Here is a 23,950-nt window from a genome sequence, read left to right on the forward strand (position 1 = left end):
ATGCCGTGTCGCCGCCTAGGGTGGGAAGCGTGGCCACAGCAGCAGCGAGTCTTCCCTCCCTGGCCCTCTCCCGTGGCGGTCTCGACCGCCGCAGTGAGCTCCGTACCGAGCCCGGTCTCCTCGACGCGCTGCTGGACGACCCCGCGACGCGCGTTCTCGAGCTCGTCGACGGCCGCGCCGAGGTCGACGCCCCGGACGACGACTCCGAGGTCCGCCTGAGGTACCGCTCGCCGGAGCCCGGCGACCGCGACCGCTTCGTCGCCTACCTCGGCCACGACGCGACCGTCGGCGGGACGGCATACCTGCTCTCGGTCGCGGACGGCGTGGACACCGCGCACGACGAGCCGACCCGCAGCGGGCTGCGCGCCGTCGGTGCGCGGCTCGGCGACCTCGACGCCGGTGTCCTCACCACGGCGACCGGCCTGGCCAACTGGCACGCCAGCCACGGCTTCTGCCCGAGGTGCGGCTCCCCGACCCGGCCGGCCCGGGCGGGATGGATCCGGGTGTGTCCGGTGGACGCCAGCGAGCACTACCCGCGCACCGACCCCGCCGTCATCATGTCCGTGGTCGACGCCGACGACCGCCTCCTCCTCGCCCGCGGGACCGGCTTCGCCGCGCAGGGCATGTCGGTGCTCGCCGGATTCGTCGAGCCGGGCGAGAGCCTCGCCGCGGCCGTGGCACGCGAGGTCCAGGAGGAGGTGGGCATCGTCGTGGACGACGTCACCTACCTCGGCGACCAGCCGTGGCCCTTCCCGTCCTCCCTCATGGTCGGCTTCACCGCGCGCGCCGTCTCGACCGATCTCCGGCTGCAGGAGGACGAGATCGAGGCGGCCCGCTGGTTCACCCGTGACGAGCTGCGCCGAGCCCTCGACGACGGGTCGCTGCGCATCTCGAGCCGCATCTCCATCGCCCGTCGGCTCATCGAGCACTGGTACGGCGAGGAGATCGACGTCGCCGAGGCGACGCTGCGCGGCTGACCGGCGGCGGGCTCAGGCGCCGAGGCGCTGCTTGACGTCGGCGATCGAGGGGTTGGTCGCCGCCGAGCCGTCGGGGAAGACGACGGTGGGGACGGTCTGGTTGCCGCCGTTGACCTGCATGACGTAGACGGCGGCGTCCTCGTCGCGCTCGATGTCGACGACGGACACCTCGATGCCCTCGCGGTCGAGCTGCGACTTCAGCCGGCGGCAGTAGCCGCACCAGGTGGTCGAGAACATCGTCAGGGTTCCCGGGGCGGGCGTGTGCGTGCTCATGGCGCTCCTGTGGACGGTCGGGGGTGGCGGGTCGGACGCTCCACCTAGGATCTCACCGATGTCCTCGTTGCCCGCACACCCCTCCGCCGACGCGGTCCTCGACGGCCTCGACCCGGAGCAGCGCGAGGTCGCGGCCAACCCGACCGGGCCGATGGTCGTGCTCGCCGGTGCCGGCACGGGCAAGACCCGGGCGATCACCCACCGGATCGCGTATGCCGTCCTGTCCGGTGCCCAGCAGCCGCAGCGCACGCTCGCGGTCACCTTCACCGCCCGGGCCGCGGGCGAGATGCGCACGAGGCTGCGCGACCTGGGCGTCGGTGGGGTGCAGGCGCGGACGTTCCACGCCGCGGCGCTGAGGCAGCTGCACTACTTCTGGCCGCAGGCCATCGGGGGCGCCGCGCCGGAGGTGATGCCACACAAGGCGGGCGCCGTCGCCGAGGCCGCGGGCCGCCTGCGGATGCGCTTCGACCGCACCGGCATCCGCGACCTCGCCGCCGAGGTCGAGTGGGCCAAGGTGAGCATGCTGACCGCCGAGACCTATCCCGCGGCGGCGCGGGCAGCAGGTCGGGAGGCGCCGGGGCTCGACCTCACGGCGATGTCGCGGGTCCTGTCCTCCTACGAGGACGTCAAGGCCGAGCGTGGCGTCATCGACTTCGAGGACGTGCTGCTCGTCCTCGTCGGCATCCTCGACGAGAACGACACGGTGGCCCGCGCGGTGCGGGAGCAGTACCGCAGCTTCGTCGTCGACGAGTACCAGGACGTCAACGCCCTCCAGCAGCGTCTGCTCGACCTCTGGCTGGCCGACCGCCAGGACATCTGCGTCGTGGGCGACCCAGCCCAGACGATCTACTCGTTCACCGGAGCCTCCCCGGCGCACCTCCTCGGCTTCCGGTCGCGCCATCCTGCGGCCCGGCAGGTGGAGCTGGTGCGCAACTACCGGTCGACGCCCGAGATCGTCGGCCTGGCCAACCTCGTGCTCCGTTCTCCGAGTGGGGGGCGCCGCAGCGGCTCGGTCGTGCTCGAGGCGCAACGGGCCACAGGCGTCGCTCCGAGCCTGACCAGCCACCCCGACGACCCCGCGGAGGCCGCCGCGGTGGCCGCCCAGGTCGCCGACCTCGTCGAGGCGGGCACCGCACCCGCCGACGTCGCCGTCCTCTTCCGCACCAACGGCCAGTCGGAGCTCGTGGAGTCCGCGCTCGCCGAGCGTGGCATCCCCTACCTCGTCCGCGGCGGTGAGCGCTTCTTCCAGCGCAAGGAGGTGCGCGAGGCGATCGTCCTCATGCGCGGAGCGGCACGGTCCGACGACGGGTCGGTGCCCCTGCCCGACCTCGTGCGCGACGTGCTCCTGGGCGCCGGGTGGTCCCGTGAGGCCCCGGCCGCCGGCGGTGCCTCCCGCGAGCGCTGGGAGTCGCTGAGCGCGCTGGCCGCCCTCGCCGACGACGTCTTCGCCGCCGACGCCGAGGCCCGGATGCCGGCCTTCGTCCGTGAGCTCGACGAGCGGATGGCCTCGCAGCACGCTCCCTCGGTGCAGGGCGTCACGCTGGCCTCGCTGCACGCCGCGAAGGGGCTCGAGTGGGGCACGGTCTTCCTCATCGGGTGCTCAGACGGCTACCTGCCCATCACCATGGCCGACACCCCGGAGGCGATCGAGGAGGAGCGCCGCCTGCTCTACGTCGGGGTGACCCGGGCCCGGGACCGGCTCGTCCTCTCGTGGTCGGGTGCCCGCACCCCGGGTGCCCGGGCCACGAGGCGCCCGTCGCGCTTCCTCGACGGCACGGCGAGCATCCTCGGTGAGGGCGCCCGCTCCCAGCCCAAGAGGTCCTCCCGCGTCGGGGGTGTCGCCGGCGGCACCAAGGCGCCCAAGGTCCGTCGCCGCAGCACGTGCCGCACCTGCGGCGCGGACCTCGAGACCGCGGGAGAGCGCACGGTCGGGCGGTGCGCGTCGTGCCCCGCGACCTACGACGAGGCGACCTTCGACCGCCTGCGCGAGTGGCGGCTGGCCACCGCGCGGTCGGCGAGCGTGCCGGCATACGTCGTCTTCACGGACGCCACGCTGACGGCCATCGCCGAGCAGACCCCCTCCGACCTGGCCGCGCTCTCGTCGATCAGCGGCGTGGGCCAGCGCAAGCTCGACCTCTACGCGGGCCAGGTCCTCGCCGTCCTGAGCGGCGAGACGCCCGAGTCGGTGGTCACTTCTGCAAAGAATCCTGCGGACGGATCCAGTTCTGCCGCAACGTGATTCGTCGGATGACGCGGATCTCCGAGAAATCAGCTCGATAATTCCGTTGCACGCGTTCTGCGCGACCCCCTAGCCTGATCTCACACCGCGGCGCCAGCCGTGTCGTGAGAGCACCATTTCAGTGAGGAGGGTTGGCCGCATGGACATCATGAAGAGCATCGCAACGGACCACATGGTCCCGTTCCGCACGCGTGAGCTCCAGGGCGCTCTGCCGACCCTCTCGCCCAACCGCGTCCCGGTCCAGGGGACCACTGTGCCCGCTGCCGGACAGACGGCCGCCCTCCGTGGCGCCGGCGTCCGCGCCGATGCAGCCTTCGTCCCCACCACGGGTGTTCCCTCCGTCGCCTCCTCGGCGTCGCCGCTGTAGCTCAGCAGCGACTGGCCCTCAGGCCGCGGAACCCACCCGGGATCCGCGGCCTTTTTCGTGCGTCCGTCGATCCACCCAGATTCCCAGACAACCGAACGAAGTACACGATCCGCCCCGACTGGGCGGAGAAGGAGGTGACACCCGTGCAGCTGACCGACCTCATCGACGCACAGGAGCTCACTGCCCGACTCGGGAGCTCCGTGCCCTGTCGGGAGAACGACGCCGAGATCTGGTTCGCCGACACCCCCGTGGGCGTCGAGTTCGCCAAGACCCTCTGCGGCACCTGCCCGATCCGTGTCTCCTGCCTCGCGAGTGCCCTCGAGCGCCAGGAGCCTTGGGGCGTCTGGGGCGGCGAGCTCTTCGAGCAGGGCGTCGTCATCCCGCGCAAGCGCCCCCGTGGCCGCCCACGCAAGGAGCCCGTCGCAGCATGACCGATCACGACCGCGACAAATGACCACATGACCACCCATCTGGATCCGTGGAGGAACCATGTACCGCAGGCGAATGCAGCAGGTTCGTCGCACCGCGCACGAACGGGACGCCCACGAGGCGCAACGTCGGGCGCAGCGCCACCTCGAGCGAGAGCGACAGCTCGCCGAGGTCCGCATGATCGTGCGATGACCGACCGAGTCGGCGCCGCTCCCCCCGCCGGTAGCGGCGTCGTCGCATGTCCGGGACGCCTCGGTCGCCCGACCGGCGCTCGACTGGCGCCCGGCCGGCGCCCGACCGGCCCGCCTTCGCCGGAGCCTGCACCGGCACCGATCTACGCTGGGCGCATGGCCACGTTGACGATCGCCCAGGACCCCGCCGCCGACAAGGTGCTCAGCGAGGACCCGTTCGCCCTGCTGACCGGCATGCTGCTGGACCAGCAGTTCCCCATGGAGCGGGCGTTCGCCGGACCGGCCAAGGTGCTCGAGCGGTTCGGGACCCTCGACGTCGGCGCCATCGCGGCAGCCGAGCCGGAGGCCTTCGCGGACCTCTGTGCGACGCCGCCGGCCGTGCACCGCTACGGGCGCTCGATGGCGGGCCGCATCCAGGCGCTCGCGACGGTTGTGCGCGACGAGTACGACGGCGACGCCAGCCGCATCTGGACCGGGGTCGACTCCGGCGGCGAGCTGTTCGCCCGCGTCGCGGCGCTCCCGGGGTTCGGCGAGCAGAAGGCCAAGATCTTCGTCGCGCTCCTCGCCAAGCAGCTCGGCGTCCGACCCGAGGGCTGGGAGCGGGCCGCGGGCGCCTACTCGGAGGAGGGCAGCTTCCGGTCGGTCGCGGACGTCGTCGACGCGGAGTCCCTGCAGAAGGTCCGGGACTTCAAGAAGGCGGCCAAGGCCGAGGCGAAGGCGAAGCAGGCGCCGGCCTGAGACGGTGACCGCCGCTGTCGCCCCACGGCGAAGACCCGGCGGTCAGACGGCGTATGCCGTCCGCTCACGTCGCGGGCGGGATCCGGTCCTCGTCGATGCCGGGCACGTGGGCGAAGATGAGGTCGCGCATCGGGACCGTGCCGCCCACCTGGCACAGCACGCCGATGCAGCCCAGCCACACCCGGTGGATCAGCAGGTAGTCCGGCGGCAGGTTGAACCGCAGGCTCACGAGGAACTCCTCGCGCCGCGGATCCTGGATCGTCCCGGAGACCGAGCGCAGCCAGCTGCGGCTGAAGGTGAAGGTCTCGTGCTCGAGGGGGTCGACGAAGGTCCGCATGAAGTGCAGGAGCGCGGTGTCGGAGACGTCGACCCTCGGCCGGATGAAGCCCGCCCGGCGCAGCACCTCGCCGAGCGCGGCCGCGTCACCCGCGAGGGTGGCGGTGATGATCTCGCCCATCGAGGACGGCATGCCGTCGGGCAGGCGGTTGACCGCGCCGTAGTCGAGGACGCCGAGGCGCCCGTCAGGGGTGATGCGGAAGTTGCCGGGGTGGGGGTCGGCGTGCAGCAGGCGTGCCCGGTTGGGTCCACGCAGCAGGAACTCGAGGTAGAGACGGGCGGCCTCGTCGCGCTCGGCCGGCGTGCCGTGCGAGATGACCTGCGACAGCGGCCGCCCCTCGACCCATTCGGACACGATGACCTGCGACGCGTGGGCGAGCACGTCCGGGACGAAGACGTCCTCGTCGTCGCGGAAGGCCCTCGCGAAGACCTTCTGGTGACGTGCCTCGAGGTCGTAGTCGAGCTCCTCGCTCATCCGGGCCTTGACCTCGTCGAGGATCGGCCCCATCGCGATGCCGGGGATCCACGCGCCTGCCAGGCGGGCGACGCGGGAGAGCTGGTTGATGTCGGAGAGCAGCGCAGCGCCGGCGCCGGGGTACTGGATCTTGACGGCCACCTCGCGCCCGTCGCGCCAGACCGCCCGGTGGACCTGCCCGATCGAGGCCGCGGCGACCGGGACGTCCTCGAAGGACTGGAACTTCGACGTGCGCCAGCGAGGCCCGAGCTGCTCGGCGAGGATCGCGTGCACCCGGTCGACCGCCATCGGGGGTGCGGCCTCCTGCAGCTTGGTGAGGGTGGCGCGGTAGGGCCCCGCCAGCTCCTCCGGCATCGCGGCCTCCATCACCGACAGCGCCTGGCCGAACTTCATCGCTCCACCCTTGAGCTCGCCGAGCACGGCGAACAGCTGCTCCGCGGTGCGCGCCTGGAGCTCGGCGGCGATCGCCTCGGCCGGGGCCCCGCCCACGCGACGACCGAGTCCCACGGCGGCGCGCCCGGCGTGCCCGAGGGGCAGACCGACGAGCTTGGCGGTGCGCTTGAGCGACCGCCTCGGGATCTCACTCACCCGGCCATTGTGTCCTGACTCCGTGGGAGCCTCGACGGCGCCACCTCGGGAGAGCAGTCGGTGCACAGGGGGTGCCTGCCCCAGTGCCGGTGCACCACGCTCGGGCCGGTGACGTCGATGTCGGTCGAGACGCCGGCGAGACCCGGCGCTCCGGCCACCGCCGCGAGGACGACGGTCGCGGTCACGGCGGCGGTGAGCACCCCGAGGCTGCCGGTCGGGAGGGCGACGTGGTCGACGCCGGCCTGCCCGGCGCCCGGCGCGCCCAGGGCGTCGAGGTCGTGCGCGGTGAGGGCGTGGCACCGCCAGCATCCACCGGCGCCGGGGACGACCAGCGGCCCGACGACCGCGACCCGCCCGTCACAGGTCACCGGCAGGTGGAGGACAGCGGCCCGCTGCCAGGGGAGGGTCGCCTCGACGGCCACACGGGAGCCGGCCACGAGGACCACGGCCGCCGGACGTTCACGCGGGTGGTGAGCGAGGTGGGACTCGGCGGCGTCGGCGGCGAAGGCCCCGCCGTGGACCCGGGCAGCGGCCAGCCGGAGCTGGCGGCAGATCTCGTCGGGAAGGCCACCCCGGCCGTCCACGACGATCGCCGGTCGGGCCATTGGTGCCTCCCGGGGACGTGTGGTCCGCCAAATCTCGCACAGCCGCCACGTCCTCCTGCCCGGTCGTCCACAGGCCCGGGACGCGGCGCGGCCCCCGGTGTCACCGGGGGCCGCGGGGCACGTGGGCTGGGGCGCTCAGGCCTTGCCGAGGATGCGGTTGAGGTTGGTCCCGCAGACCGGGCACTTGCCCTTGGCCATGCGACGGCCGTTGTCGGAGACGACGACGTTGCCCTCTGCCTCGCGCTTCTCCTTGCACTTCACGCAGTAGAACTCGCCCTTGTAGGTCTCGTCAGCCATAGCAACTCCTTGGTCGTGGTGCCGCTCGTGGGCGGCGATGACCTTTGCACCCTAGACCAGCCCGAGCACGGATTCGTGCTCAGCCACGCGTCCCCCACGGGGGCCCGAACGGGTGTGGTCATGCCTGTCCGAGCCCCATCGGCCACACCGGCCCCATTTGCACCGCCGTGTGCGCCCCGGCTCTCGTCCCGTGGTCCGTGACCCGACTCCGGTATGCCGTCCACGCCCGTCTTCGCGACTGCCACCTCCCGCCCTCCTCACCGTGCGCCGCCGCGTGCCTTCCTCGGTGATGTCAGCGTCCTGCCCTACCGTGGACGGGTGAGCACCGAGGACGTCGAGGTCCGCCGCAGCACGCGGCGCCGACGCACCGTGAGCGCACGCCGTGAGGCCGGACGGGTGGTCGTGCTCATCCCGGCGTCGATGAGCCGCGCGGAGGAGCGCGTCTGGGTGGCGCGCATGCTCAAGAAGCTGGAGGCGGGCGAACGGCGTCGTCGTCCGAGCGACGCGGACCTGCTGGCGCGGGCGAGCGACCTGTCGCAGCGCTACCTCGGCGGCCACGCCCGCCCCACGAGCATCCGCTGGGTGTCCAACCAGCGCTCCCGCTGGGGGAGCTGCACCCCGGCCGACGGCTCGATCCGGCTCTCGGACCGGTTGCGCGGCATGCCGTCCTACGTCGTCGACTACGTCATCCTCCACGAGCTGGCGCACCTGCTCGTCGCGGGGCACAACCGCGCCTTCTGGACGCTCCTGCGGTCCTACCCCCGGCTCGAGCGGGCTCGCGGCTTCCTCGACGGGGTGGCGCTGGCCCAGGGGATCGACATCGCCGACGACGACGTCGAGGAGCCGGGCGTCGAGGACGTCACCGCCTGACGTCCTGTCAGAGCGACAGGGCCCGGCGGGCGGCGGCGAGCAGCGCACCCAGCTCGGTCCTCGTCGACTCCGGCAGGCGGTCGGCCGGCCACCACGCCACCTCGAGCGACTCCCGGCTGGTCTGCGGGACCGCGTCACGCTCCACCACGGCCGCGAAGCGGACGTCGAGGTGCTCCCGGCAGCGCCCGAAGTCCCCCTGCAGGGGGTGGCGGTCGAGCTGGACGACCGGCGGTGCAGGTCTCACGCTGCCGATCCCGGACTCCTCCCGTGCCTCCCGGGTCGCGGCTGCGTGGAGGCTGCCGTCCCCGACCTCGAGGTGACCGCCGAACTGGAACCAGCTCCGTGCCCGCCGGTGGTGGGTGAGGAGCACCTCGTCGGCTCCGGGGGAGAGGACCAGGCAGCTCGCGGTGAGGTGCGCCGGCGGACCGGCCTTGGCGACGGCGTCCGGGTGCGCCTGGAGGTGCTCGAGGTAGCTGAGGCGCAGCCGCTCCTGATGTCCGTCGGGCGCCTGCCACCCCTCCAGGGTCGACCGGGCGTCGGCGAGCAGGTGTGCGAACGCGCCGGCGACGTCCGCGTCCCCGACGGACGCGCGGACGTCCCGGCTCACGAGGACGTGGGACCGTCGGTCGGGTTGCCGGGCGCCTCACCGCGCAGCAGCGCGTCCAGCTCGGCGTCGAGGTCGCTCGCCGACGTGGAGCCCTGTCGCTCCACATAGCCCAGGGGGTCGTCGAGGTCGGCCGCGTCGGGCGCGACGTCGGGATGCGCCCAGACGGCGTCGCGCGCAGTCGCTCCACCCGACGACTCGAGGGCGGCGAAGAGGTTGGCCGCGTCGCGGAGGCGACGCGGGCGCAGGTCGAGGCCGACGAGGGCGGCGAAGGTCTTCTCGGCCGGCCCGCCACTGGCCCGCCGACGACGCACGGCCTCGCCCAGGGCGTCGGCCTGCGGGAGGTGAGCTCGCACGGCAGCGCCGGTCACGACGTCCACCCATCCCTCGACGAGGGCGAGCAGGGTCTCCAGCCGGAGCAGGGCGGCCTTCTGGGCCGGGGACTGCTGCGGGGCGAAGAGCCGGCCGGCGACGGCCTGCTGCACGGCCTCGGCGTCGGTGGGGTCGATGGAGCGCAGCCCCTCCTCGATGGCGTCCGTGTCGATGGTCGTGTCCCGGGCGTAGTCACGCACGGCCGCCAGGACCTGCGAGGCGAGCCACGGCACGGAGTGGAACAGGCGCGTGCGGGCGCTCTCGCGCACGGCGAGGTGCAGGCGCGCCTGAGGCACGTCGATCTCCAGCCCCTCCGCGAAGGCGGTGATGGCCTCGGGCATGAGCACGACGTCGGGAGCGGTCACGAGCGGGAGCGAGACCTCGCACCCGGTGAGGACCTCGTCGGCGAGCGTGCCGACGGCCTGACCGAGCTGCACCGAGAACATCGAGGCCTGCATGCGCCGCAGCATCGGCTGCATCTGCCCCATGAGCGCAGCCGGGTTGGTGCCCGGAGGAACCAGCCCCTCGGGCAGGCCGCCCTCGCCCAGCGCCCCGAGCTGCTTGGTGATGGCCGCACCCATGGCATCGCTGACGCCGATGGCGATCGGGTCGACGAGCTCGCGCCACACGGGCATGGTGGCGTCGACCCACTCCGACCGGCTCCATGCGCGGCCCACGAGACCGGGGTGGCCGACGTCCGTGACCGCGTCGAGCCAGAGGTTCGCGACGTCCACGGCCTGGCGGGTGTCGTTGCTCGTCGTGGCGGTGATGCTCGGGTCACCCTTGGCCGCCACGGTCTTGCGGGCGATGTCGGTGGCGGCCGCGACGTCCACGGAGCCGCTCTCGTCAGCGCCCGCGAACATGGCCTGCACCTGTCCGGCCACCATCTGCAGCATCTGCGGGTCCACCTGGTCCAGCCCCATCCCGCGCATCATCTCGACCATCTGCGGGTCGAGCTCCTGACCGCCGGTCAGACCCTTGAGGACCTCCGCCAGCTCCGGCGGGAGGCCGGCGTCCTCGGGCTCGTCCGGGCGGTCGGGGGAATCGGTCACTGCGGTACTCCTGGAGGTGGCGGTGAGAAGATGTGGTCTCATCAGTACCCAACCACGAATGGTCCGGCGATAGTTCCGAGGAGAAGCTCGTGCAGCACGACCCGACGACCGCCGCGACCACCGGGACCGTTGCGCTCGCGGAGATCCGCGAGCAGCCCCTGTCGGTCGACGAGGTGATCACCGCGGTGCAGGACCCGACCTGCGGCGGGATCACGGTGTTCATCGGCGTCGTGCGTGACCATGACCGGGGGCAGGACGTGTCCTCCCTCGACTACTCGGTCCACCCCACCGCGCTGGCCCGCCTCACCGAGGTCGCCGAGCTCGTGGCCCAGCGCTCGGAGGCCGTGCGGGTGGCCGCCCTGCACCGCAGCGGCCACCTCGAGGTCGGTGACGTGGCCGTCGTCGTGGCAGCGGCGGCCCCGCACCGTGACGCCGCCTTCGCCTCGTGCCGGGACCTCATCGACACCCTCAAGGCCGAGGTCCCCATCTGGAAGCACCAGCACCTCGGTGACGGAGCGACCGAGTGGGTCGGCCTGCCGTGAGCGAGCATGACCCCGCCGCTGACAGCGGTGGTGTGCACGACGCTGCCGGGACGGCCCCGCGGCAGGAGGGGCCCCACCGGTACGCGGTGAGCCGCCGCAGCGGGGGGCTGCTGTCGCTGCTCTTCGTCGGCATCGCGCTGGTCGCCGGGATCTCGCTCATCCCGCTGCCCTACGTCGTCCTGCAGCCGGGCCCCATCTTCAACACGTTGGGCGAGCTGGACGGCCAGCCGATCGTCAAGGTCGAGGGCGCCACCGCCTATCCCGCCAAGGGCACGCTCGACTTCACCACGGTGCAGGTCATCGGTGGGCCGGGCGTCAAGGTCGACGCCTTCGACCTGGCCGTGGCCGCGATCCGCGACGACCGGGAGGTCTTCGCCCGCGAGGAGATCTATCCGGAGCCGGTGACCCGCGAGGAGATCGAGCAGGAGAACGCCGCCGAAATGGTGGACTCGCAGGAGGTCGCTGCCGCGATCGCCCTGCGCGAAATGGGGCGTGAGGTGCCGGAGCGCGTGGTCGTCTCGCAGCTGCCCGAAGGGTCGCCCGCCGCCGGAGTCCTCGAGGCCGGAGACGAGTTCGTCTCCGTGGCCGGCACCGCGACACCCGACGCCGCCGCCGTCCAGGGAGCCGTCCGGGCGCAGAAGGCGGGTCGGCCGATCCCCGTCGTGGTCCGGCGCGACGGCGCCGAAAGGACCCTCTCCGTCCCGACCCGCGACAACGACGGCACCACCGTCGTCGGCGTCATCCTGGGTCGCGACTACCAGCTCCCCGTGGACGTCACCATCACCGCCGGCGGCGTCGGAGGGCCCTCGGCCGGGACGATGTTCGGGCTCGCGGTCTACGACGTGCTCACCCCGGGAGACCTCACGGCGGGCAAGCGCATCGCCGGTACCGGCACCCTTGAGCCGGACGAGTCGGTCGGGCCGATCGGGGGAGTCCGCCAGAAGCTCGCGGGTGCGAGCGACGGGGGAGCGGACTTCTTCCTCGCGCCCGCGGACAACTGCGACGAGGTCGTCGACCACGTGCCCGACGGCCTCACGGTCGTGCGGATCGCGACCTTCTCGGAGGCACTCGGCGCGGTCCGGGCGATCGCGGCGGGCCGCGCCGAGACCCTCCCGGGGTGCTCGACGGACTGACGCCCGAGCCCGGCCCGCCGACCGTCCCGGACAGGTCAGTCGGTGAGGGTGGCTCGCAGGGCCTGGACGAGCCCCGGTGCGATGTCGCTGCCCGTGGCCACCCGGTCGTCGCTGTCGTGCTCGCGCTGGCGGAGCAGGCAGATGCTCGACCCGTCGCGGGTGACGGCGGCGAGCAGCCGCACGTCCCGCCGGTCCGGGTGCCCGGAGAGCTCCGCCACGGCCGCGTCGTGGTCGGAGGGCAGGTCGCGCTCGGCCTCCGGTGGCACGACGAGCCGCTCGACGACGATGGCGCAGCCGACGACGGTGTCCGGCCAGGCGATCTGGCCGAGCAGGGACTCGATCGAGTCGGTCTCGGGCAGGTCCTCCTGCTCGATCGCCGTGAGGGCGCCGGCGATCTGGTCCGACACGGTGAGCCCGGAGGCGAGCTGGGGCTCCCGGGTCAGGAGCTCGGCCGTCGGCACCAGGGCGAACAGGCGCGGCGGCTGGTCCCAGCCGGCCGACCCGACGTGGCGTTCGGTGTCGAGGGCGGCGAGCGACAGGGGGTCGGTCACGGGCTGCGAGGCGGGCGTCACGCACCCATCGTGCCGCACACAAGTTGGGAAGATAGGTTGACCCCTCAAGCCCGGGCCAGCCCGGGACCTGCGCGATGTGGAGTCATCAGAAGTGAGCCGGCCAGAGTGGTTCGACGGGATCAACCCGGACGACGCGAACAAGGGAGCCGGTGCGCCGGGCGGGCGCGACGGTGAGGGATCGAGCCGACCCGGTGGACCGGGTGCGGGTGGTGCAGGGTTCGGCAGGCCGGTGCGCCCCGGCGGTGCCGGGGTTCCCCCCAAGCGCGGCCCCTTGGGCATCACCCTGGGCATCCTGGCCGTCCTGACCGTCCTCACCCTCATGGCGGCGGGCGTCGTCACCGACGTCTGGTGGTACGACTCCGTCGGCTTCCGCGACGTCTTCCTCACCCAGCTCGGGACCCGCGTCCTGCTCTTCGTCGCGGCCTTCGTCCTCACCGCCGGCGCGGTCGGTGCAAGTCTCGTGACGGCATACCGCACGCGCCCGCTGCGCATCGCGCCGTCTCCGTCCTCGCAGGTCCTCGACCAGTACCGCCAGGTGCTCGACCCGCTGCGTCGCCTCGCCACGGTCGTCGTCCCCTCCGTCCTCGGCCTGCTCGCCGGCGCCGCCGCCATGGGGGCGTGGAAGACCTTCCTGCTGTGGCGCAACGCCGTCCCGTTCGGCACCACGGACCCCCAGTTCGGCCTCGACGTCGGGTTCTACGTCTTCACGCTCCCGTGGCTGCGGTTCCTCGTCAGCTTCTTCACCGTCGTCCTCGTGCTGGCCCTCATCGCGGCCGCCTTCACCCACTACGTCTACGGCGGGCTCCAGCTCCCCGGGCGCGGCACGACCACGCGGGCGGCCTTCATCCAGCTCGCGACGATCGCGTCGCTGCTGGCGCTCGTGCGGGCCGCCGCCTACTGGCTCGACCGCTACAGCCTCACCACCCACGAGTCCAGGCTCTTCACCGGCATCACCTACACCGACGCCAACGCCGTGCTGCCGATCAAGGCCATCCTCGCGGTCGCGACGGTGATGTGCGCCGGCTTCTTCATCGCCTCCATCTGGACGCGCAGCTGGCGCCTGCCCCTCATCGGCGTGGGCCTGCTCACCGTGCTGTCCGTCGTCGCCGGCGGGCTCTACCCGGCCGCCGTGCAGTCGCTCAAGGTGCGACCCTCCGAGAAGTCGCTCGAGGCCCAGTACATCCAGCGCAACATCGACGCGACCCGCAAGGCGTTCGCCATCGACGGCATCGACAAGACTCCCTACGCCGCGACCACCGACGCGGCGCCGGGCCAGCTGCGCGCCGACGCCGACACCATCCCGGGGATCAGGCTGGTCGACCCCAACGTCGTCTCGCCGACCTTCCGCCAGTTCGAGGGCCTGCGCCAGTACTACGCCTTCCCCGACATCCTCGACGTCGACCGCTACGCCATCGACGGCAAGAAGAGCGACTCCGTCGTCGCGGTCCGCGAGCTCAACCTCGACGGCGTCCCGGAGGGCCAGCGCAACTGGCTCAACGACCACACCGTCTACACGCACGGCTTCGGTTTCATCGGCGCCTACGGCAACCGCCGCACGAGCGAGGGTGACCCGCAGTTCTTCTCGAGCGGCTTCTCGACCAAGGGCCCGATGGGCGCGGACTACGAGCCGCGCATCTACTTCGGTGAGGAGTCGCCCACCTACTCGATCGTCGGTGCACCGAGCGACGCCAAGCCGCGGGAGTTCGACTTCCCGGACGACCGGAGCGAGGGCGGTCAGGCGAACAACACCTACGAGGGTGACGGCGGGGTCGCCATCGGCTCGTTCGTGCGCAAGATCGCGTATGCCGTGAAGTACCGCGAGCCCAAGTTCCTGCTCTCGGACGCGGTCAACAGCGAGTCGCGACTGCTCGACCACCGTCAGCCCCGCGAGCGCATCGAGCGCGTCGCGCCGTTCCTCACGATCGACGGCAACGCCTACCCGGCCGTCGTCGACGGGCGCATCAAGTGGATCGTCGACGCCTACACGACGTCGGCCCGCTACCCCAACAGCCGCCTGACCGACCTCGAGGAGGCCACGTCCGACTCGGTGAGCGAGCGTTCCAACGTCGTCGTCGCCGGCGCCGGCCAGGTCAACTACATCCGCAACTCGGTCAAGGCCACGGTCGACGCCCACGACGGCTCCGTCAGGCTGTACGGCTGGGACACGCAGGACCCCATCCTCAAGGCGTGGAGCAAGGCCTTCCCGGGCGCGGTCTCGCCGATGTCGGAGATGTCCTCGCAGCTCATGTCGCACGTGCGCTACCCACAGGACCTGTTCAAGGTCCAGCGCCAGCTGCTGGCGAGCTACCACGTCACCGACGCCAACTCGTTCTACGGCGGTGGCGACTTCTGGCGGGTTCCCAAGGACCCGACCCACGCGACCCAGGACCAGCCGGTCTTCTACCAGTCGCTGGCGATGCCCGACCAGGACGCCCCGGCGTTCTCCCTCACGACGACGTTCATCCCCTCGGGTACCGGCCGCGAGATCCTGCGAGGCTTTCTCGCCGTGGACTCCGACGCCGGGTCGACGGCCGGCAACCCGGCCGACACCTACGGCGCCATGCGGCTGCTCGAGCTGCCCCGCAACTCGGCCGTCGACGGGCCGGGCCAGGTGCAGAACCAGATCGAGGTCTCGACGGCCCGCTCGCAGAGCCCGAGCGAGCCGCTCAACCTCAGCCAGTTCATTGCCCAGAACCGGCAGTCGGGCAAGCAGCTGACCTACGGCAACCTGCTCACCCTCCCCGTCGGCGAGGGGCTGCTGTACGTGCAGCCGATGTACGTGCAGGCATCTCGAGAGGGTGGCTCCTTCCCGCAGAACAAGGCGACGGTCGCCGTCTTCGGCAAGCGCATCGCCTGGGGCGAGACCCTCGACCAGGCGCTCGACGGTCTCTTCGGCGGCAACTCCGGCGCCACCGCGGGTGACAGCGGGTCGGAGCCGGGCACCACCCCGCCCGGGGGAACGCCTCCCGCCACCGGAGGCACGCCGCCGGACCAGAGCGTGACCGCCCAGCTCGCCGAGATCATCGCGGACATCGAGGCCGCCAACGTGGCAGGCCAGGCGGCCCTCAAGAAGGGTGACTTCGCGGCATACGGCGTTGCCCAGCGGGACCTGCAGGAGGCGATCACGCGTGCGTCGGCCCTCAGCCCGCAGCTGGGTGCGGCGCTCTCACCGAGCGTCTCGCCCTCGGCGACACCGGCGCCGAGCCCGAGCCCCAGCGCGTCGCCCTGACGTCGCCCGAGGCGATTTGGTCCTGGGGCACCCCGTCACGTAGCGTGTGACCTACCGAGAGGCCGCAAGGTCCTCAACCCGACGCGGGGTGGAGCAGCTCGGTAGCTCGCCGGGCTCATAACCCGGAGGTCGCAGGTTCAAATCCTGCCCCCGCTACACAGGTCAGGCCCGGAGAACTTCTGTTCTCCGGGCCTGACGCCGTGTGGGGGGGGCGCTCAGATGCCGCCTCGGGAGTCGGTGCGCGGGTCCTCCTCGACGACGACCGCCTCGGCGACGACCGGCTCGGAGACGAACGCCTCGTCGTCCGTGACCACCGGCTCCGAGACGAAGGTGTCCTCCTCGACGACCGGTGCCACGACCTCGTCCGTCGCGGGGGAGGCCTGGCTCTCCTCGTCCGACCCGCCGCCACGCGTGGCCGCGACCGCGGCCGCACCGGCGGCCACGGCGGCCGCACCGGCGGCCATCGCGGTCTTGGAGACACCGGCCTTGCCGCTGTCGCCCTGCGAGGTGGCGCTCTCGACGCCCGGCGTCCCCACCGTGGCGCCCTCGACGTCCCCGCGCCAGGCGCCGGTGGCCGTCGCGCGGCCCTCGATGAAGGTCTTGAAGGACTCGACGTCCTTCTCGGCCTGGCGCTCGACGATGCTCAGGGCGTCGCCGGCCTTCTCCACGACGCCCTCCGGCTCGTACTCGAGCTCGAGGGTGATGCGGCTCTGACCCGTGCCGACCGGGGCGAAGTAGACGGCACCCGCGTTGGTGGCGCCCTCGGTGGCGGCCCACGCGATCTTCTCGTCCGGCCGCTGCTCGAGGATGCGGGCCTCCCACTCGCGCCGGACGCCGCCTATCTGGGCGACCCAGCGCAGCCGCTGGTCGTCGAGCTGCTCGACCTCCTGCACCGCTCCCATGAACTCGGGGAACTCCTCGAACTGGGTCCACTGGTTGTATGCCGTGCTGACGGGCACGTCGACGACGACGCTCTTCTCGACCTTGGTGGTCATTGCTCTCCTCCTTCGGGCGGTGCGCGCCTTGCGCGCGCCGCGGTGGACGTGGTGCCTGTCCCTTGCCCCCTGCGCGGCGGGCTCAAACATCCGCATGAACCAGTCGCGTCCCGCCGTCCGATAGCATGAGAGGGTCGACAGGCGCCCCAGACACGGTGGTGAGAGGACCTGTCGCCACACGACAACGGTGGGTCGGCGACAGCCTGGCTCGCCGTTTCGTGGTTTTCCCGGGTGGAGGTCACCCGGCGCTCCTGAGGAGGCACAGCATGGCCCCGCACCGCGTCGTCGTCATCGGATCCGGTTTCGGCGGGCTCTTCGGCACACAGGCGCTCAAGCGGCGTGACGACGTCGAGATCACCCTCGTCGCCAAGACCACCCACCACCTGTTCCAGCCGCTCCTCTACCAAGTGGCCACCGGCATCCTCTCTGAGGGTGAGATCGCGCCGAGCACCCGCGAGATCCTCGCCCGCCAGGACAACGCCCGGGTCATCCTCGGGACCGTCACCGACCTCGACCTGGAGGCCCGGACGGTGACGAGCGAGGTGCTCGGCCGCCGGACCGTGACTCCCTACGACACGCTCCTCGTCGCCGCCGGCGCCGGGCAGTCCTACTTCGGCAACGACCACTTCGCCGAGTACGCCCCCGGCATGAAGAGCATCGACGACGCCCTCGAGCTGCGCGGCCGCATCTTCGGTGCCTTCGAGTGGGCCGAGCTGACCACCACCCGGGCCGAGCGTGACCGCTTCCTGACGTTCGTCGTCGTCGGGGCCGGGCCCACGGGTGTCGAGATGGCCGGCCAGATCGCCGAGCTGGCGCACCGCACCCTGCGACGCGACTTCCGGGCGATCGACACCCGCGAGGCGCGGATCATCCTCCTCGACGCGGCGCCCCAGGTGCTGCCGTCGTTCGGTGACCGGCTCGGCGGCGCGGCGAGGTCGCGGCTCGAGAAGATGGGCGTCGACGTGGAGCTGGGCGCCAAGGTCGTCGGCGTCGACTCCACGGGGCTCGAGATCGAGCAGGCGGACGGCACGCGCCGTCGGATCGAGAGCGCCACCAAGGTGTGGGCGGCCGGGGTGCAGGCGTCCGAACTGTCGACGATGCTCGCCGCCCAGTCCGAGGCCGAGCTCGACCGGGCCGGCCGGGTCAAGGTGCTGCCGGACCTCACGCTGCCCGGCCGGCCCGAGGTCTACGTCGTCGGCGACATGATGGCCCTCGACAACCTGCCCGGCGTCGCCCAGGTCGCCATCCAGGGAGCCCGCTACGCCGCCAAGCACCTCAAGGCGCGTCTCGACGGCAAGGAGGCGCCCGAGCCGTTCCGCTACTTCGACAAGGGGTCGATGGCGACCATCTCCCGCTTCAGTGCGGTCGCCAGCATCGGCAAGGCCCGCTTCTCGGGGTTCGTCGCCTGGCTGCTCTGGCTCGCCATCCACCTCGTCTACATCATCGGCTTCAAGCACCGTGTGACCACGCTCCTGCACTGGGTGGTGAGCTTCATCGGCCGTGGGCGCTCCGAGCGCACGGTCACGGCCCAGCAGATCCTCGCGCGCAACATCATCCGCAAGCTGCCCCCCGAGGACCTGCCGACCCTTCCGGTCGTCGAGTCCGACACGGCAGCGACGTCCGAGGCGCCGTCGGTCGAGCGAGCCGGCTGACCTCACACGCAGGCGGCCGGGAGGCCCCGGCCGCCACGTAGGGTGGCGCCATGCCGCTCGACTACCCGGTCCACGAGCGCACCCTTCCCAACGGGCTGCGCGTCGTCGTCTCACCGGATCCCAGCGTCCCGAACGTCACGGTCAACATCTGGGTCGGGGTCGGCTCGCGGCACGAGGCGCCCGGCCGCACCGGCTTCGCCCACCTGTTCGAGCACCTGATGTTCCAGGGCTCGCGCAACGTCCGGAGCGGGGAGCACTTCGAGGCGCTCATGGCCGAGGGCGGACGGCTCAACGCGACGACGTGGTTCGACCGCACCAACTACTTCGAGACCGTTCCCAGGGGTGCGCTCGAGCTCGCCCTCTGGCTCGAGGCGGACCGTCACGGCCACCTCCTCGACGCTGTGAACCAGGCGAACCTCGACAACCAGCGCGACGTCGTCAAGGAGGAGAAGCGCCAGCGCTACGACAACCAGCCCTACGGCAACGCGCTCCTCGACGTCTACGCGGCCGTCTTCCCCGAGGGTCACCCCTACCACCACGCGACGATCGGCTCGATGGAGGACCTCGACGCCGCGAGCGTCGACGACGTGCACCGCTTCTTCCGGGCGCACTACGCCCCCGACAACACGCTGCTCACCCTGTGCGGTGACGTCACGCCCGAGGACGGCTTCGCCCTCGCCGAGCGCTACCTGGGCGCCATCGAGGAGAACGCGCAGGAGCGCCGGCCCCCGGTGGACCCGCTCGGCCCGCTGCCGGCGCCGGTGCGCGTCGAGCGCTGGGAGGACGTCCCCAACGACCGGCTGCACGTGGCCTTCCGCCTTCCCGTCGACGAGACCGAGGAGTTCACGGCCGCGGGCCTCGCCCTCGACGCGCTCGGCGGCCTGACGTCGTCGCGGCTGGTCCGCCGCATGGTGCGCCGGGAGCAGACCGCCCTCGGGGTCCACGCCACCTCGTGGGGCTTCGTCGACGGTGTGTCCCTCGGGTTCCTCGTCATCGACGTCGCCGCGGAGTCCGACACCGACGCGGTGGAGGCGACCCTGCTCGAGGAGCTCGAGCGCTTCGCCGTCGAGGGCCCGACCGAGGCCGAGATGGACGCCGCCATGGCGCAGGCCGAACGCGGCTGGCTGCACATGCTCGCGAGCCAGGAGGAGCGCGCCGACGCGCTGTCCCACTACGCCCTGCTCCACGGCGACCCGCGGCTCGTCAACACCCACCTCGACCGGCTCCGGGCCGTGACCCCGGAGCAGGTGCGTGCCGCCGCTGCGCGGTGGCTGCGCCCCGAGAGCCGCGCGGTGGTCGCCTACCGCACCGACGTCTCGACCGAGGAGGTCGCATGAGCACAAACGCGCTCCAGAGGCCGGAGGTCGCGCCGCCGGGGCCGTGGGCCTTTCCCACGCCACGGGAGACGGTGACGGACAACGGCATACGCCTGCTCTCGTATGCCGTTCCGGGCCAGTACGTCGTCTCGCTGCGCCTCGTCGTGCCGTTGTCCATCACCGACGAGCCCGAGGGCCGCGAGGGTGTGGCGGCGATGACGGCGCGGCTCCTCGACGAGGGCACGGCCGAGCACTCCAGCGACGAGTTCGCCGAGCAGATGGAGCGCGCCGGCATGGCGCTCGGCGCCTCGGTCAACGACGGCGCCCTCAGCGTCGACGTCGACGTCCCACAACGGTTCCTGCCACGGGCCCTCGACCTGCTGCGCCAGGTCCTGTTCGAGCCCGCCTTCCCGCCGGACGAGGTCCGCCGCATCCTGCGCAGCCGCCTCGCCGAGATCGAGCAGGAGCGGGCCTCGGCCCCACACCGCGCCGCGCGCCAGGTGACGGCGTCGCTGTGGGCGCCGAGCGAGCGGGCCTCGGTCCCCACCGCCGGCACGACCGCGTCCATCACCGCGATCACGCGCGACGACATCGTCGACTTCCACCGCACCCGGGTGGGGCCGCGCGGCGCCACGCTCGTCGTCGCCGGCGACCTCGACGGCCTCGACGTGCCCGGTCTCGTGTCCACGGGACTCGGCGGCTGGGTCAACCCGGACCACCTGCCGGCGACCCCGCCCCGGGCACCCGTGCCGACCGGTGGCGCCACCCGCGTCATCCTCGTCGACCGCCCGGGTTCGGTGCAGAGCGAGCTGTCGGTCGCCGCCCCGGGACCCGACCGCTCCGTCGCGTCGGGGTGGGCCCCGTACCCCGTCCTGTCCTTCGTCGTCGGCGGTTCCCCGAGCGCCCGTGTCGACGCGGTCCTGCGGGAGGACAAGGGCTACACCTACGGCATCCGGGCGGCCTTCCGGCCCCGGGTGCGGGGAGGCTCGTTCGTCACGGCCGGGTCGGTGCGAGCGGACGCCACCGTGGACGCCCTGCGCCTGCTCGTCGAGATCCTCGAGAAGGCTCGGGAGGGGTTCACCGAGGCCGAGGTCCGCGCCGGGGTCGACTACGTCGTCCAGACCGCACCCGGGCGCTACGCGACGGCGGACGCGGTGGCCGACGAGGCGTCGGCCCTCGCGATGGAGGGACTGCCGCTCGACTTCCAGACGACGACCCTGGCCGCCATGCGTGAGGTCGATGCGGACCGCCTGCGGACGGCATACGGGGCGGTGGTCACGGGGGAGTGGCTCATCGTCGTCGTCGGTGACGCCGCCAGCCTGCGTGCGGGGATCGAAGGTCTCGGGCTGGGGCCGGTGACGGTCGTCCCCAACTGAGGGGTCGGCCCGGTCAGAGACCGATCCGGGCCAGGACCTCGTCGTGGAGGAGGCCGTTGGTGGCCACGGCGTTGCCGCCGAAGGGCCCGTCCTCACCGGTCAGGGAGGTGAACCGGCCGCCAGCCTCGGTGACGATGGGCGCCAGCGCGACCATGTCGTGGAGGTTCAGCTCCGGCTCGGCCGCGATGTCGACGGCACCCTCGGCGAGCAGCATGTAGGACCAGAAGTCCCCGTAGGCCCGTTCCCGCCAGCAGTCGCGGGCGAGGTCGAGCACCGCCTCCTGGCGACCGATCGCGTCCCACGAGGTCAGCGAGCTGCACGACATCGACGCGTCCTTGACCTCGGACACCCGGGAGACCGAGATGCGGCTGGCGGACGTCAGGCTGCGCCCGGCCCACGCGCCGCTGCCGACGGCCGCCCACCAGCGACGGTTGAGCGCGGGGGCGGCCACGAGCCCGAGCACCGGCCGCCCGGCATCGAGCAGGCCGATGAGCGTGGCCCAGACCGGCACGCCCCGCACGTAGTTGTGGGTGCCGTCGATCGGGTCGATGACCCACTGACGGGGACCGTGCCCGGTCGTCTCCATCTCCTCGCCGATCACGGCGTCCCGGGGGCGCGTGCGCTTGAGCTGGCTGCGGACCAGCTCCTCGGCGCTCCGGTCGGCGTCACTCACGAGGGTGAGGTCGGGTTTGGACTCCACGACGAGGTCGTCGGCACGGAAGCGGGAGACCGTCACCCGTTCGACGGCGTCGGCGAGGACGTGGGCGAGTCGCAGGTCGTCGTCATAGGTCGGCACGTCCGTCACCGTAGCCGCTCGGCAGAGTCACAATCGGGTCTCGGGTCGGTCACGCCTCTCCCGTCCGGGACGCATCTGGGCTTAGGTAGGGACCGCGCGCCCTCCCCGGGGTTCGCGGGGGCCACCCGACCGGGACCGGCTCTCATTGATGTCCGTTCACTTCCCTGGGACGGATCGACACGTAGGAGGACATCCATGCGAGGAACCACTCGCACGGTGGCCGTTGCCGGCATCTCGGCGGCAGCGCTGCTGCTCGCAGGTTGCGGCGGCGGCGGCAACGAGGACAGCGAAGGCGAAGGCACCACCGGCACGTCGGCCAAGACCGGCGGAGCCATCACGGTCCGCGGTTGCAACCCTGAGAACCCCCTTGTCGCGGGCAACACGTCCGAGACGTGTGGCGGCAACGTTCTGGACATCGTCACGGCGAAGCTCGTCGAGTACAACGTCGAGACCGCTGCTCCCGAGAACGACATCGCGGAGTCGATCGAGACGACGGACAACCAGACCTTCACGGTCAAGCTCAAGAAGGACTACAAGTTCCACGACGGCACGGTCGTCAAGGCCAAGAACTTCGTCGACGCCTGGAACTACACCGCCTATGGCCCCAACGCCCAGCAGGGCTCGTACTTCTTCGAGCCGATCGAGGGCTACGCCGACCTCCAGTCCGAGGACCCGGACGCCGACGGCCCGCAGAAGGCTCCGGAGCCCAAGGCCAAGGAGATGACCGGCCTCAAGGTCGTCGACGACACCACCTTCACGATCAAGACCGCCGAGAAGGTCTCCAACCTTCCCGTTCGCCTCGGCTACACGGCCTTCGCGCCGCAGCCGGACGCGTTCTTCGCGGACCCCAAGACCTTCGGTGACAAGCCGATCGGTGCCGGGCCCTACAAGGTCGACGCGTGGACCAAGAACGCCGAGATCAAGCTCTCCAAGTTCGCTGACTACAGCGGCAAGACCAAGGGCAACCTCGACAACATCACCTTCAAGATCTACCAGGACAGCAACGCGGCCTACGCCGACGTCCAGGCCAACGCGCTCGACGTGACCGACGAGGTCCCGGCCAGCGCCCAGATCGACGAGAAGTACAAGACCGACCTTCCGGACCGCAACCTCCAGAAGCCGGTCGGCGTCATCCAGACGATCACCACGGCCCCGGAGAAGGTGGACCCGAACTACGGTCCCGAGATCCGCAAGGCCATCTCCATGGCGATCAACCGCGAGGCGATCATCAAGGCGATCTTCAACGGCACGCGTCAGCCCGCCACCGGCTGGGTCTCCCCGGTCGTCGACGGCTACAAGGCCGACGTCTGTGGCGAGTTCTGCCAGTACGACCCGGCCAAGGCCAAGGAGCAGCTCGCCAAGGCGGGTGGCTTCAAGGGTGGCAAGATGACCCTGTCGTACAACGCGGACGCGTCGCACAAGGAGTGGACCGAGGCCACCTGCAACAGCATCAAGCAGGCGCTCGGCGTGGACTGTGTCGCGACCCCGGTCGTCGACTTCTCCACCTTCCGCACCCAGATCGGTGAGGGCAAGATGAAGGGCATGTTCCGTACCGGCTGGCAGATGGACTACCCGTCGATCGAGAACTTCCTCGCGCCGCTCTACGGCACGGGCGCCTCGTCGAACGACAGCCTCTACTCCAACCCGGAGTTCGACGCCAAGCTCAAGGAGGCCGCTGCGGCCACCGACGCTGCCGAGTCGAACAAGCTGTACCAGGAGGCCGAGGCGATCATCGCCAACGACATGGTCACCATCCCGCTGTGGTACTCCACCACCACCGTCGGCTGGTCCGACAAGGTCACCAACGTCAAGGTCACGCCGTTCGGTGTGCCGGACTACGCGAGCATCTCGCTGAAGTGATCCCCGCGCGTCGGGAAAGAACCTGACCCGACGTACGCAGGCTGTCGGCCTGCCGGCTCTCGCCGG

Annotated in this window: 22 protein-coding genes and 1 tRNA gene; 14 read left to right on the plus strand and 9 right to left on the minus strand. The window is 71.8% G+C overall.

All coding sequences use genetic code 11. The features are described from left to right. The first annotated feature begins 29 nt into the window (after positions 1 to 29). Positions 30 to 977 carry an NAD(+) diphosphatase gene (gene nudC / locus ACOJV9_RS01910; RefSeq protein ID WP_420183481.1) on the plus strand — a complete coding sequence of 316 codons (948 nt, stop codon included), beginning with the start codon at positions 30 to 32 and terminating at the stop codon, positions 975 to 977. Positions 978 to 989: 12 nt separating this feature from the next. Here the strand turns inward: nudC and ACOJV9_RS01915 are convergent, their stop codons facing one another. Beyond that, positions 990 to 1,250: a mycoredoxin gene (locus tag ACOJV9_RS01915; protein ID WP_420183482.1), complete on the minus strand. Its 261-nt coding sequence runs from the start codon at positions 1,248 to 1,250 to the stop codon at positions 990 to 992. 58 nt (positions 1,251 to 1,308) lie between these two features. Between ACOJV9_RS01915 and ACOJV9_RS01920 the strand changes: the two genes are divergently transcribed. The 4 genes from ACOJV9_RS01920 to ACOJV9_RS01935 all read left to right on the plus strand — a co-directional run bounded on the left by ACOJV9_RS01920 (position 1,309) and on the right by ACOJV9_RS01935 (position 5,214). Next, positions 1,309 to 3,489 (plus strand): ATP-dependent DNA helicase UvrD2, encoded by a 2,181-nt coding sequence (locus ACOJV9_RS01920; RefSeq protein ID WP_420183483.1) that lies wholly within the window; start codon positions 1,309 to 1,311, stop codon positions 3,487 to 3,489. Between the two features lie 139 nt (positions 3,490 to 3,628). Then, the gene (locus ACOJV9_RS01925; RefSeq protein WP_420183484.1) at positions 3,629 to 3,856 is read left to right on the plus strand and encodes a hypothetical protein; all 228 of its coding nucleotides are present in this window, start codon (positions 3,629 to 3,631) and stop codon (positions 3,854 to 3,856) included. Positions 3,857 to 3,999: 143 nt separating this feature from the next. Then, on the plus strand, positions 4,000 to 4,287 hold the full coding sequence (locus tag ACOJV9_RS01930; RefSeq protein WP_420183485.1) for a WhiB family transcriptional regulator: 288 nt from the start codon (positions 4,000 to 4,002) through the stop codon (positions 4,285 to 4,287). A gap of 345 nt (positions 4,288 to 4,632) precedes the next feature. Beyond that, complete coding sequence (locus ACOJV9_RS01935; RefSeq protein ID WP_420183486.1) at positions 4,633 to 5,214, plus strand: HhH-GPD-type base excision DNA repair protein; 582 nt, start codon at positions 4,633 to 4,635, stop codon at positions 5,212 to 5,214. A 64-nt stretch (positions 5,215 to 5,278) separates the two neighbouring features. On the opposite strand, the gene ACOJV9_RS01940 is transcribed toward ACOJV9_RS01935, so the two are convergent. From ACOJV9_RS01940 to ACOJV9_RS01950, 3 genes are all read right to left on the minus strand, one after another. After that, positions 5,279 to 6,613, minus strand: coding sequence for an ABC1 kinase family protein (locus ACOJV9_RS01940; RefSeq protein WP_420183487.1), 1,335 nt, complete (start codon positions 6,611 to 6,613; stop codon positions 5,279 to 5,281). Further along, entirely contained in the window at positions 6,610 to 7,218 is a 609-nt protein-coding gene (locus tag ACOJV9_RS01945; protein WP_420183488.1) for a TOMM precursor leader peptide-binding protein, read from the minus strand. The genes ACOJV9_RS01940 and ACOJV9_RS01945 overlap by 4 nt, the downstream gene beginning before the upstream one ends. 135 nt (positions 7,219 to 7,353) lie before the next feature. After that, positions 7,354 to 7,515, minus strand: a complete 162-nt coding sequence (locus ACOJV9_RS01950) for a DUF5679 domain-containing protein (RefSeq protein ID WP_009775774.1) — start codon at positions 7,513 to 7,515, stop codon at positions 7,354 to 7,356. 318 nt (positions 7,516 to 7,833) lie between these two features. Here ACOJV9_RS01950 and ACOJV9_RS01955 point away from each other — a divergent pair, with 318 nt between their 5' ends. Next, the gene (locus tag ACOJV9_RS01955) at positions 7,834 to 8,385 is read left to right on the plus strand and encodes a M48 metallopeptidase family protein (RefSeq protein WP_420183489.1); all 552 of its coding nucleotides are present in this window, start codon (positions 7,834 to 7,836) and stop codon (positions 8,383 to 8,385) included. 7 nt (positions 8,386 to 8,392) lie between these two features. Here the strand turns inward: ACOJV9_RS01955 and ACOJV9_RS01960 are convergent, their stop codons facing one another. After that, positions 8,393 to 8,992, minus strand: coding sequence for an NUDIX hydrolase (locus tag ACOJV9_RS01960; protein ID WP_420183490.1), 600 nt, complete (start codon positions 8,990 to 8,992; stop codon positions 8,393 to 8,395). Continuing rightward, the gene (locus ACOJV9_RS01965; RefSeq protein WP_420183491.1) at positions 8,989 to 10,413 is read right to left on the minus strand and encodes a zinc-dependent metalloprotease; all 1,425 of its coding nucleotides are present in this window, start codon (positions 10,411 to 10,413) and stop codon (positions 8,989 to 8,991) included. Before ACOJV9_RS01965 ends, ACOJV9_RS01960 begins: the two co-directional genes overlap by 4 nt. Positions 10,414 to 10,502: 89 nt before the next feature. Here ACOJV9_RS01965 and ACOJV9_RS01970 point away from each other — a divergent pair, with 89 nt between their 5' ends. Both ACOJV9_RS01970 and ACOJV9_RS01975 read left to right on the plus strand, forming a co-directional pair. Further along, positions 10,503 to 10,955, plus strand: coding sequence for a molybdenum cofactor biosynthesis protein MoaE (locus ACOJV9_RS01970; RefSeq protein ID WP_420183492.1), 453 nt, complete (start codon positions 10,503 to 10,505; stop codon positions 10,953 to 10,955). Then, on the plus strand, positions 10,952 to 12,088 hold the full coding sequence (locus ACOJV9_RS01975; protein ID WP_420183493.1) for a YlbL family protein: 1,137 nt from the start codon (positions 10,952 to 10,954) through the stop codon (positions 12,086 to 12,088). The genes ACOJV9_RS01970 and ACOJV9_RS01975 overlap by 4 nt, the downstream gene beginning before the upstream one ends. Before the next feature lie 35 nt (positions 12,089 to 12,123). Here the strand turns inward: ACOJV9_RS01975 and ACOJV9_RS01980 are convergent, their stop codons facing one another. Then, positions 12,124 to 12,660: a PPA1309 family protein gene (locus ACOJV9_RS01980; protein WP_420183494.1), complete on the minus strand. Its 537-nt coding sequence runs from the start codon at positions 12,658 to 12,660 to the stop codon at positions 12,124 to 12,126. A 91-nt stretch (positions 12,661 to 12,751) separates the two neighbouring features. On the opposite strand from ACOJV9_RS01980, the gene ACOJV9_RS01985 reads away from it, so the two are divergent. Both ACOJV9_RS01985 and ACOJV9_RS01990 read left to right on the plus strand, forming a co-directional pair. Then, on the plus strand, positions 12,752 to 15,889 hold the full coding sequence (locus ACOJV9_RS01985; RefSeq protein ID WP_420183495.1) for a UPF0182 family membrane protein: 3,138 nt from the start codon (positions 12,752 to 12,754) through the stop codon (positions 15,887 to 15,889). Between the two features lie 82 nt (positions 15,890 to 15,971). Then, positions 15,972 to 16,045 (plus strand) — tRNA-Met (locus ACOJV9_RS01990). 59 nt (positions 16,046 to 16,104) lie between these two features. Here ACOJV9_RS01990 and ACOJV9_RS01995 read toward each other — a convergent pair. Next, the gene (locus ACOJV9_RS01995; RefSeq protein ID WP_420183496.1) at positions 16,105 to 16,884 is read right to left on the minus strand and encodes an SRPBCC family protein; all 780 of its coding nucleotides are present in this window, start codon (positions 16,882 to 16,884) and stop codon (positions 16,105 to 16,107) included. A gap of 266 nt (positions 16,885 to 17,150) precedes the next feature. Here ACOJV9_RS01995 and ACOJV9_RS02000 point away from each other — a divergent pair, with 266 nt between their 5' ends. The 3 genes from ACOJV9_RS02000 to ACOJV9_RS02010 are packed head-to-tail and all read left to right on the plus strand — an operon-like array spanning position 17,151 to position 21,228. Further along, positions 17,151 to 18,536 (plus strand): NAD(P)/FAD-dependent oxidoreductase, encoded by a 1,386-nt coding sequence (locus ACOJV9_RS02000; RefSeq protein ID WP_420183497.1) that lies wholly within the window; start codon positions 17,151 to 17,153, stop codon positions 18,534 to 18,536. A 50-nt stretch (positions 18,537 to 18,586) separates the two neighbouring features. After that, positions 18,587 to 19,873, plus strand: a complete 1,287-nt coding sequence (locus tag ACOJV9_RS02005) for a M16 family metallopeptidase (protein ID WP_420183498.1) — start codon at positions 18,587 to 18,589, stop codon at positions 19,871 to 19,873. Further along, a complete protein-coding gene (locus ACOJV9_RS02010; RefSeq protein WP_420183499.1) occupies positions 19,870 to 21,228 on the plus strand; it encodes a M16 family metallopeptidase in 1,359 nt (452 codons plus the stop codon). The genes ACOJV9_RS02005 and ACOJV9_RS02010 overlap by 4 nt, the downstream gene beginning before the upstream one ends. A 13-nt stretch (positions 21,229 to 21,241) precedes the next feature. Here ACOJV9_RS02010 and hisN read toward each other — a convergent pair whose 3' ends face one another. Continuing rightward, positions 21,242 to 22,024 (minus strand): histidinol-phosphatase, encoded by a 783-nt coding sequence (hisN, locus tag ACOJV9_RS02015; RefSeq protein WP_420183500.1) that lies wholly within the window; start codon positions 22,022 to 22,024, stop codon positions 21,242 to 21,244. A 195-nt stretch (positions 22,025 to 22,219) separates the two neighbouring features. Between hisN and ACOJV9_RS02020 the strand changes: the two genes are divergently transcribed. Next, positions 22,220 to 23,884, plus strand: a complete 1,665-nt coding sequence (locus ACOJV9_RS02020; protein ID WP_420183501.1) for a peptide ABC transporter substrate-binding protein — start codon at positions 22,220 to 22,222, stop codon at positions 23,882 to 23,884. Positions 23,885 to 23,950 lie beyond the last annotated feature (66 nt).

The organism is Knoellia terrae (genome assembly GCF_048606435.1).
In the GTDB taxonomy this organism is placed as follows: Bacteria; Actinomycetota; Actinomycetes; order Actinomycetales; family Dermatophilaceae; genus Knoellia; species Knoellia terrae.

Coding starts and splice junctions, on each gene's coding strand:
- ACOJV9_RS01915 (WP_420183482.1), bottom strand. CDS start 1,250: ATGAGCACGCACACGCCCGCCCCGGGAACCCTGACGATGTTCTCGACC.
- ACOJV9_RS01920 (WP_420183483.1), top strand. CDS start 1,309: ATGTCCTCGTTGCCCGCACACCCCTCCGCCGACGCGGTCCTCGACGGC.
- ACOJV9_RS01925 (WP_420183484.1), top strand. CDS start 3,629: ATGGACATCATGAAGAGCATCGCAACGGACCACATGGTCCCGTTCCGC.
- ACOJV9_RS01935 (WP_420183486.1), top strand. CDS start 4,633: ATGGCCACGTTGACGATCGCCCAGGACCCCGCCGCCGACAAGGTGCTC.
- ACOJV9_RS01945 (WP_420183488.1), bottom strand. CDS start 7,218: ATGGCCCGACCGGCGATCGTCGTGGACGGCCGGGGTGGCCTTCCCGAC.
- ACOJV9_RS01950 (WP_009775774.1), bottom strand. CDS start 7,515: ATGGCTGACGAGACCTACAAGGGCGAGTTCTACTGCGTGAAGTGCAAG.
- ACOJV9_RS01995 (WP_420183496.1), bottom strand. CDS start 16,884: ATGACCACCAAGGTCGAGAAGAGCGTCGTCGTCGACGTGCCCGTCAGC.
- ACOJV9_RS02000 (WP_420183497.1), top strand. CDS start 17,151: ATGGCCCCGCACCGCGTCGTCGTCATCGGATCCGGTTTCGGCGGGCTC.
- ACOJV9_RS02005 (WP_420183498.1), top strand. CDS start 18,587: ATGCCGCTCGACTACCCGGTCCACGAGCGCACCCTTCCCAACGGGCTG.
- ACOJV9_RS02010 (WP_420183499.1), top strand. CDS start 19,870: ATGAGCACAAACGCGCTCCAGAGGCCGGAGGTCGCGCCGCCGGGGCCG.
- ACOJV9_RS02020 (WP_420183501.1), top strand. CDS start 22,220: ATGCGAGGAACCACTCGCACGGTGGCCGTTGCCGGCATCTCGGCGGCA.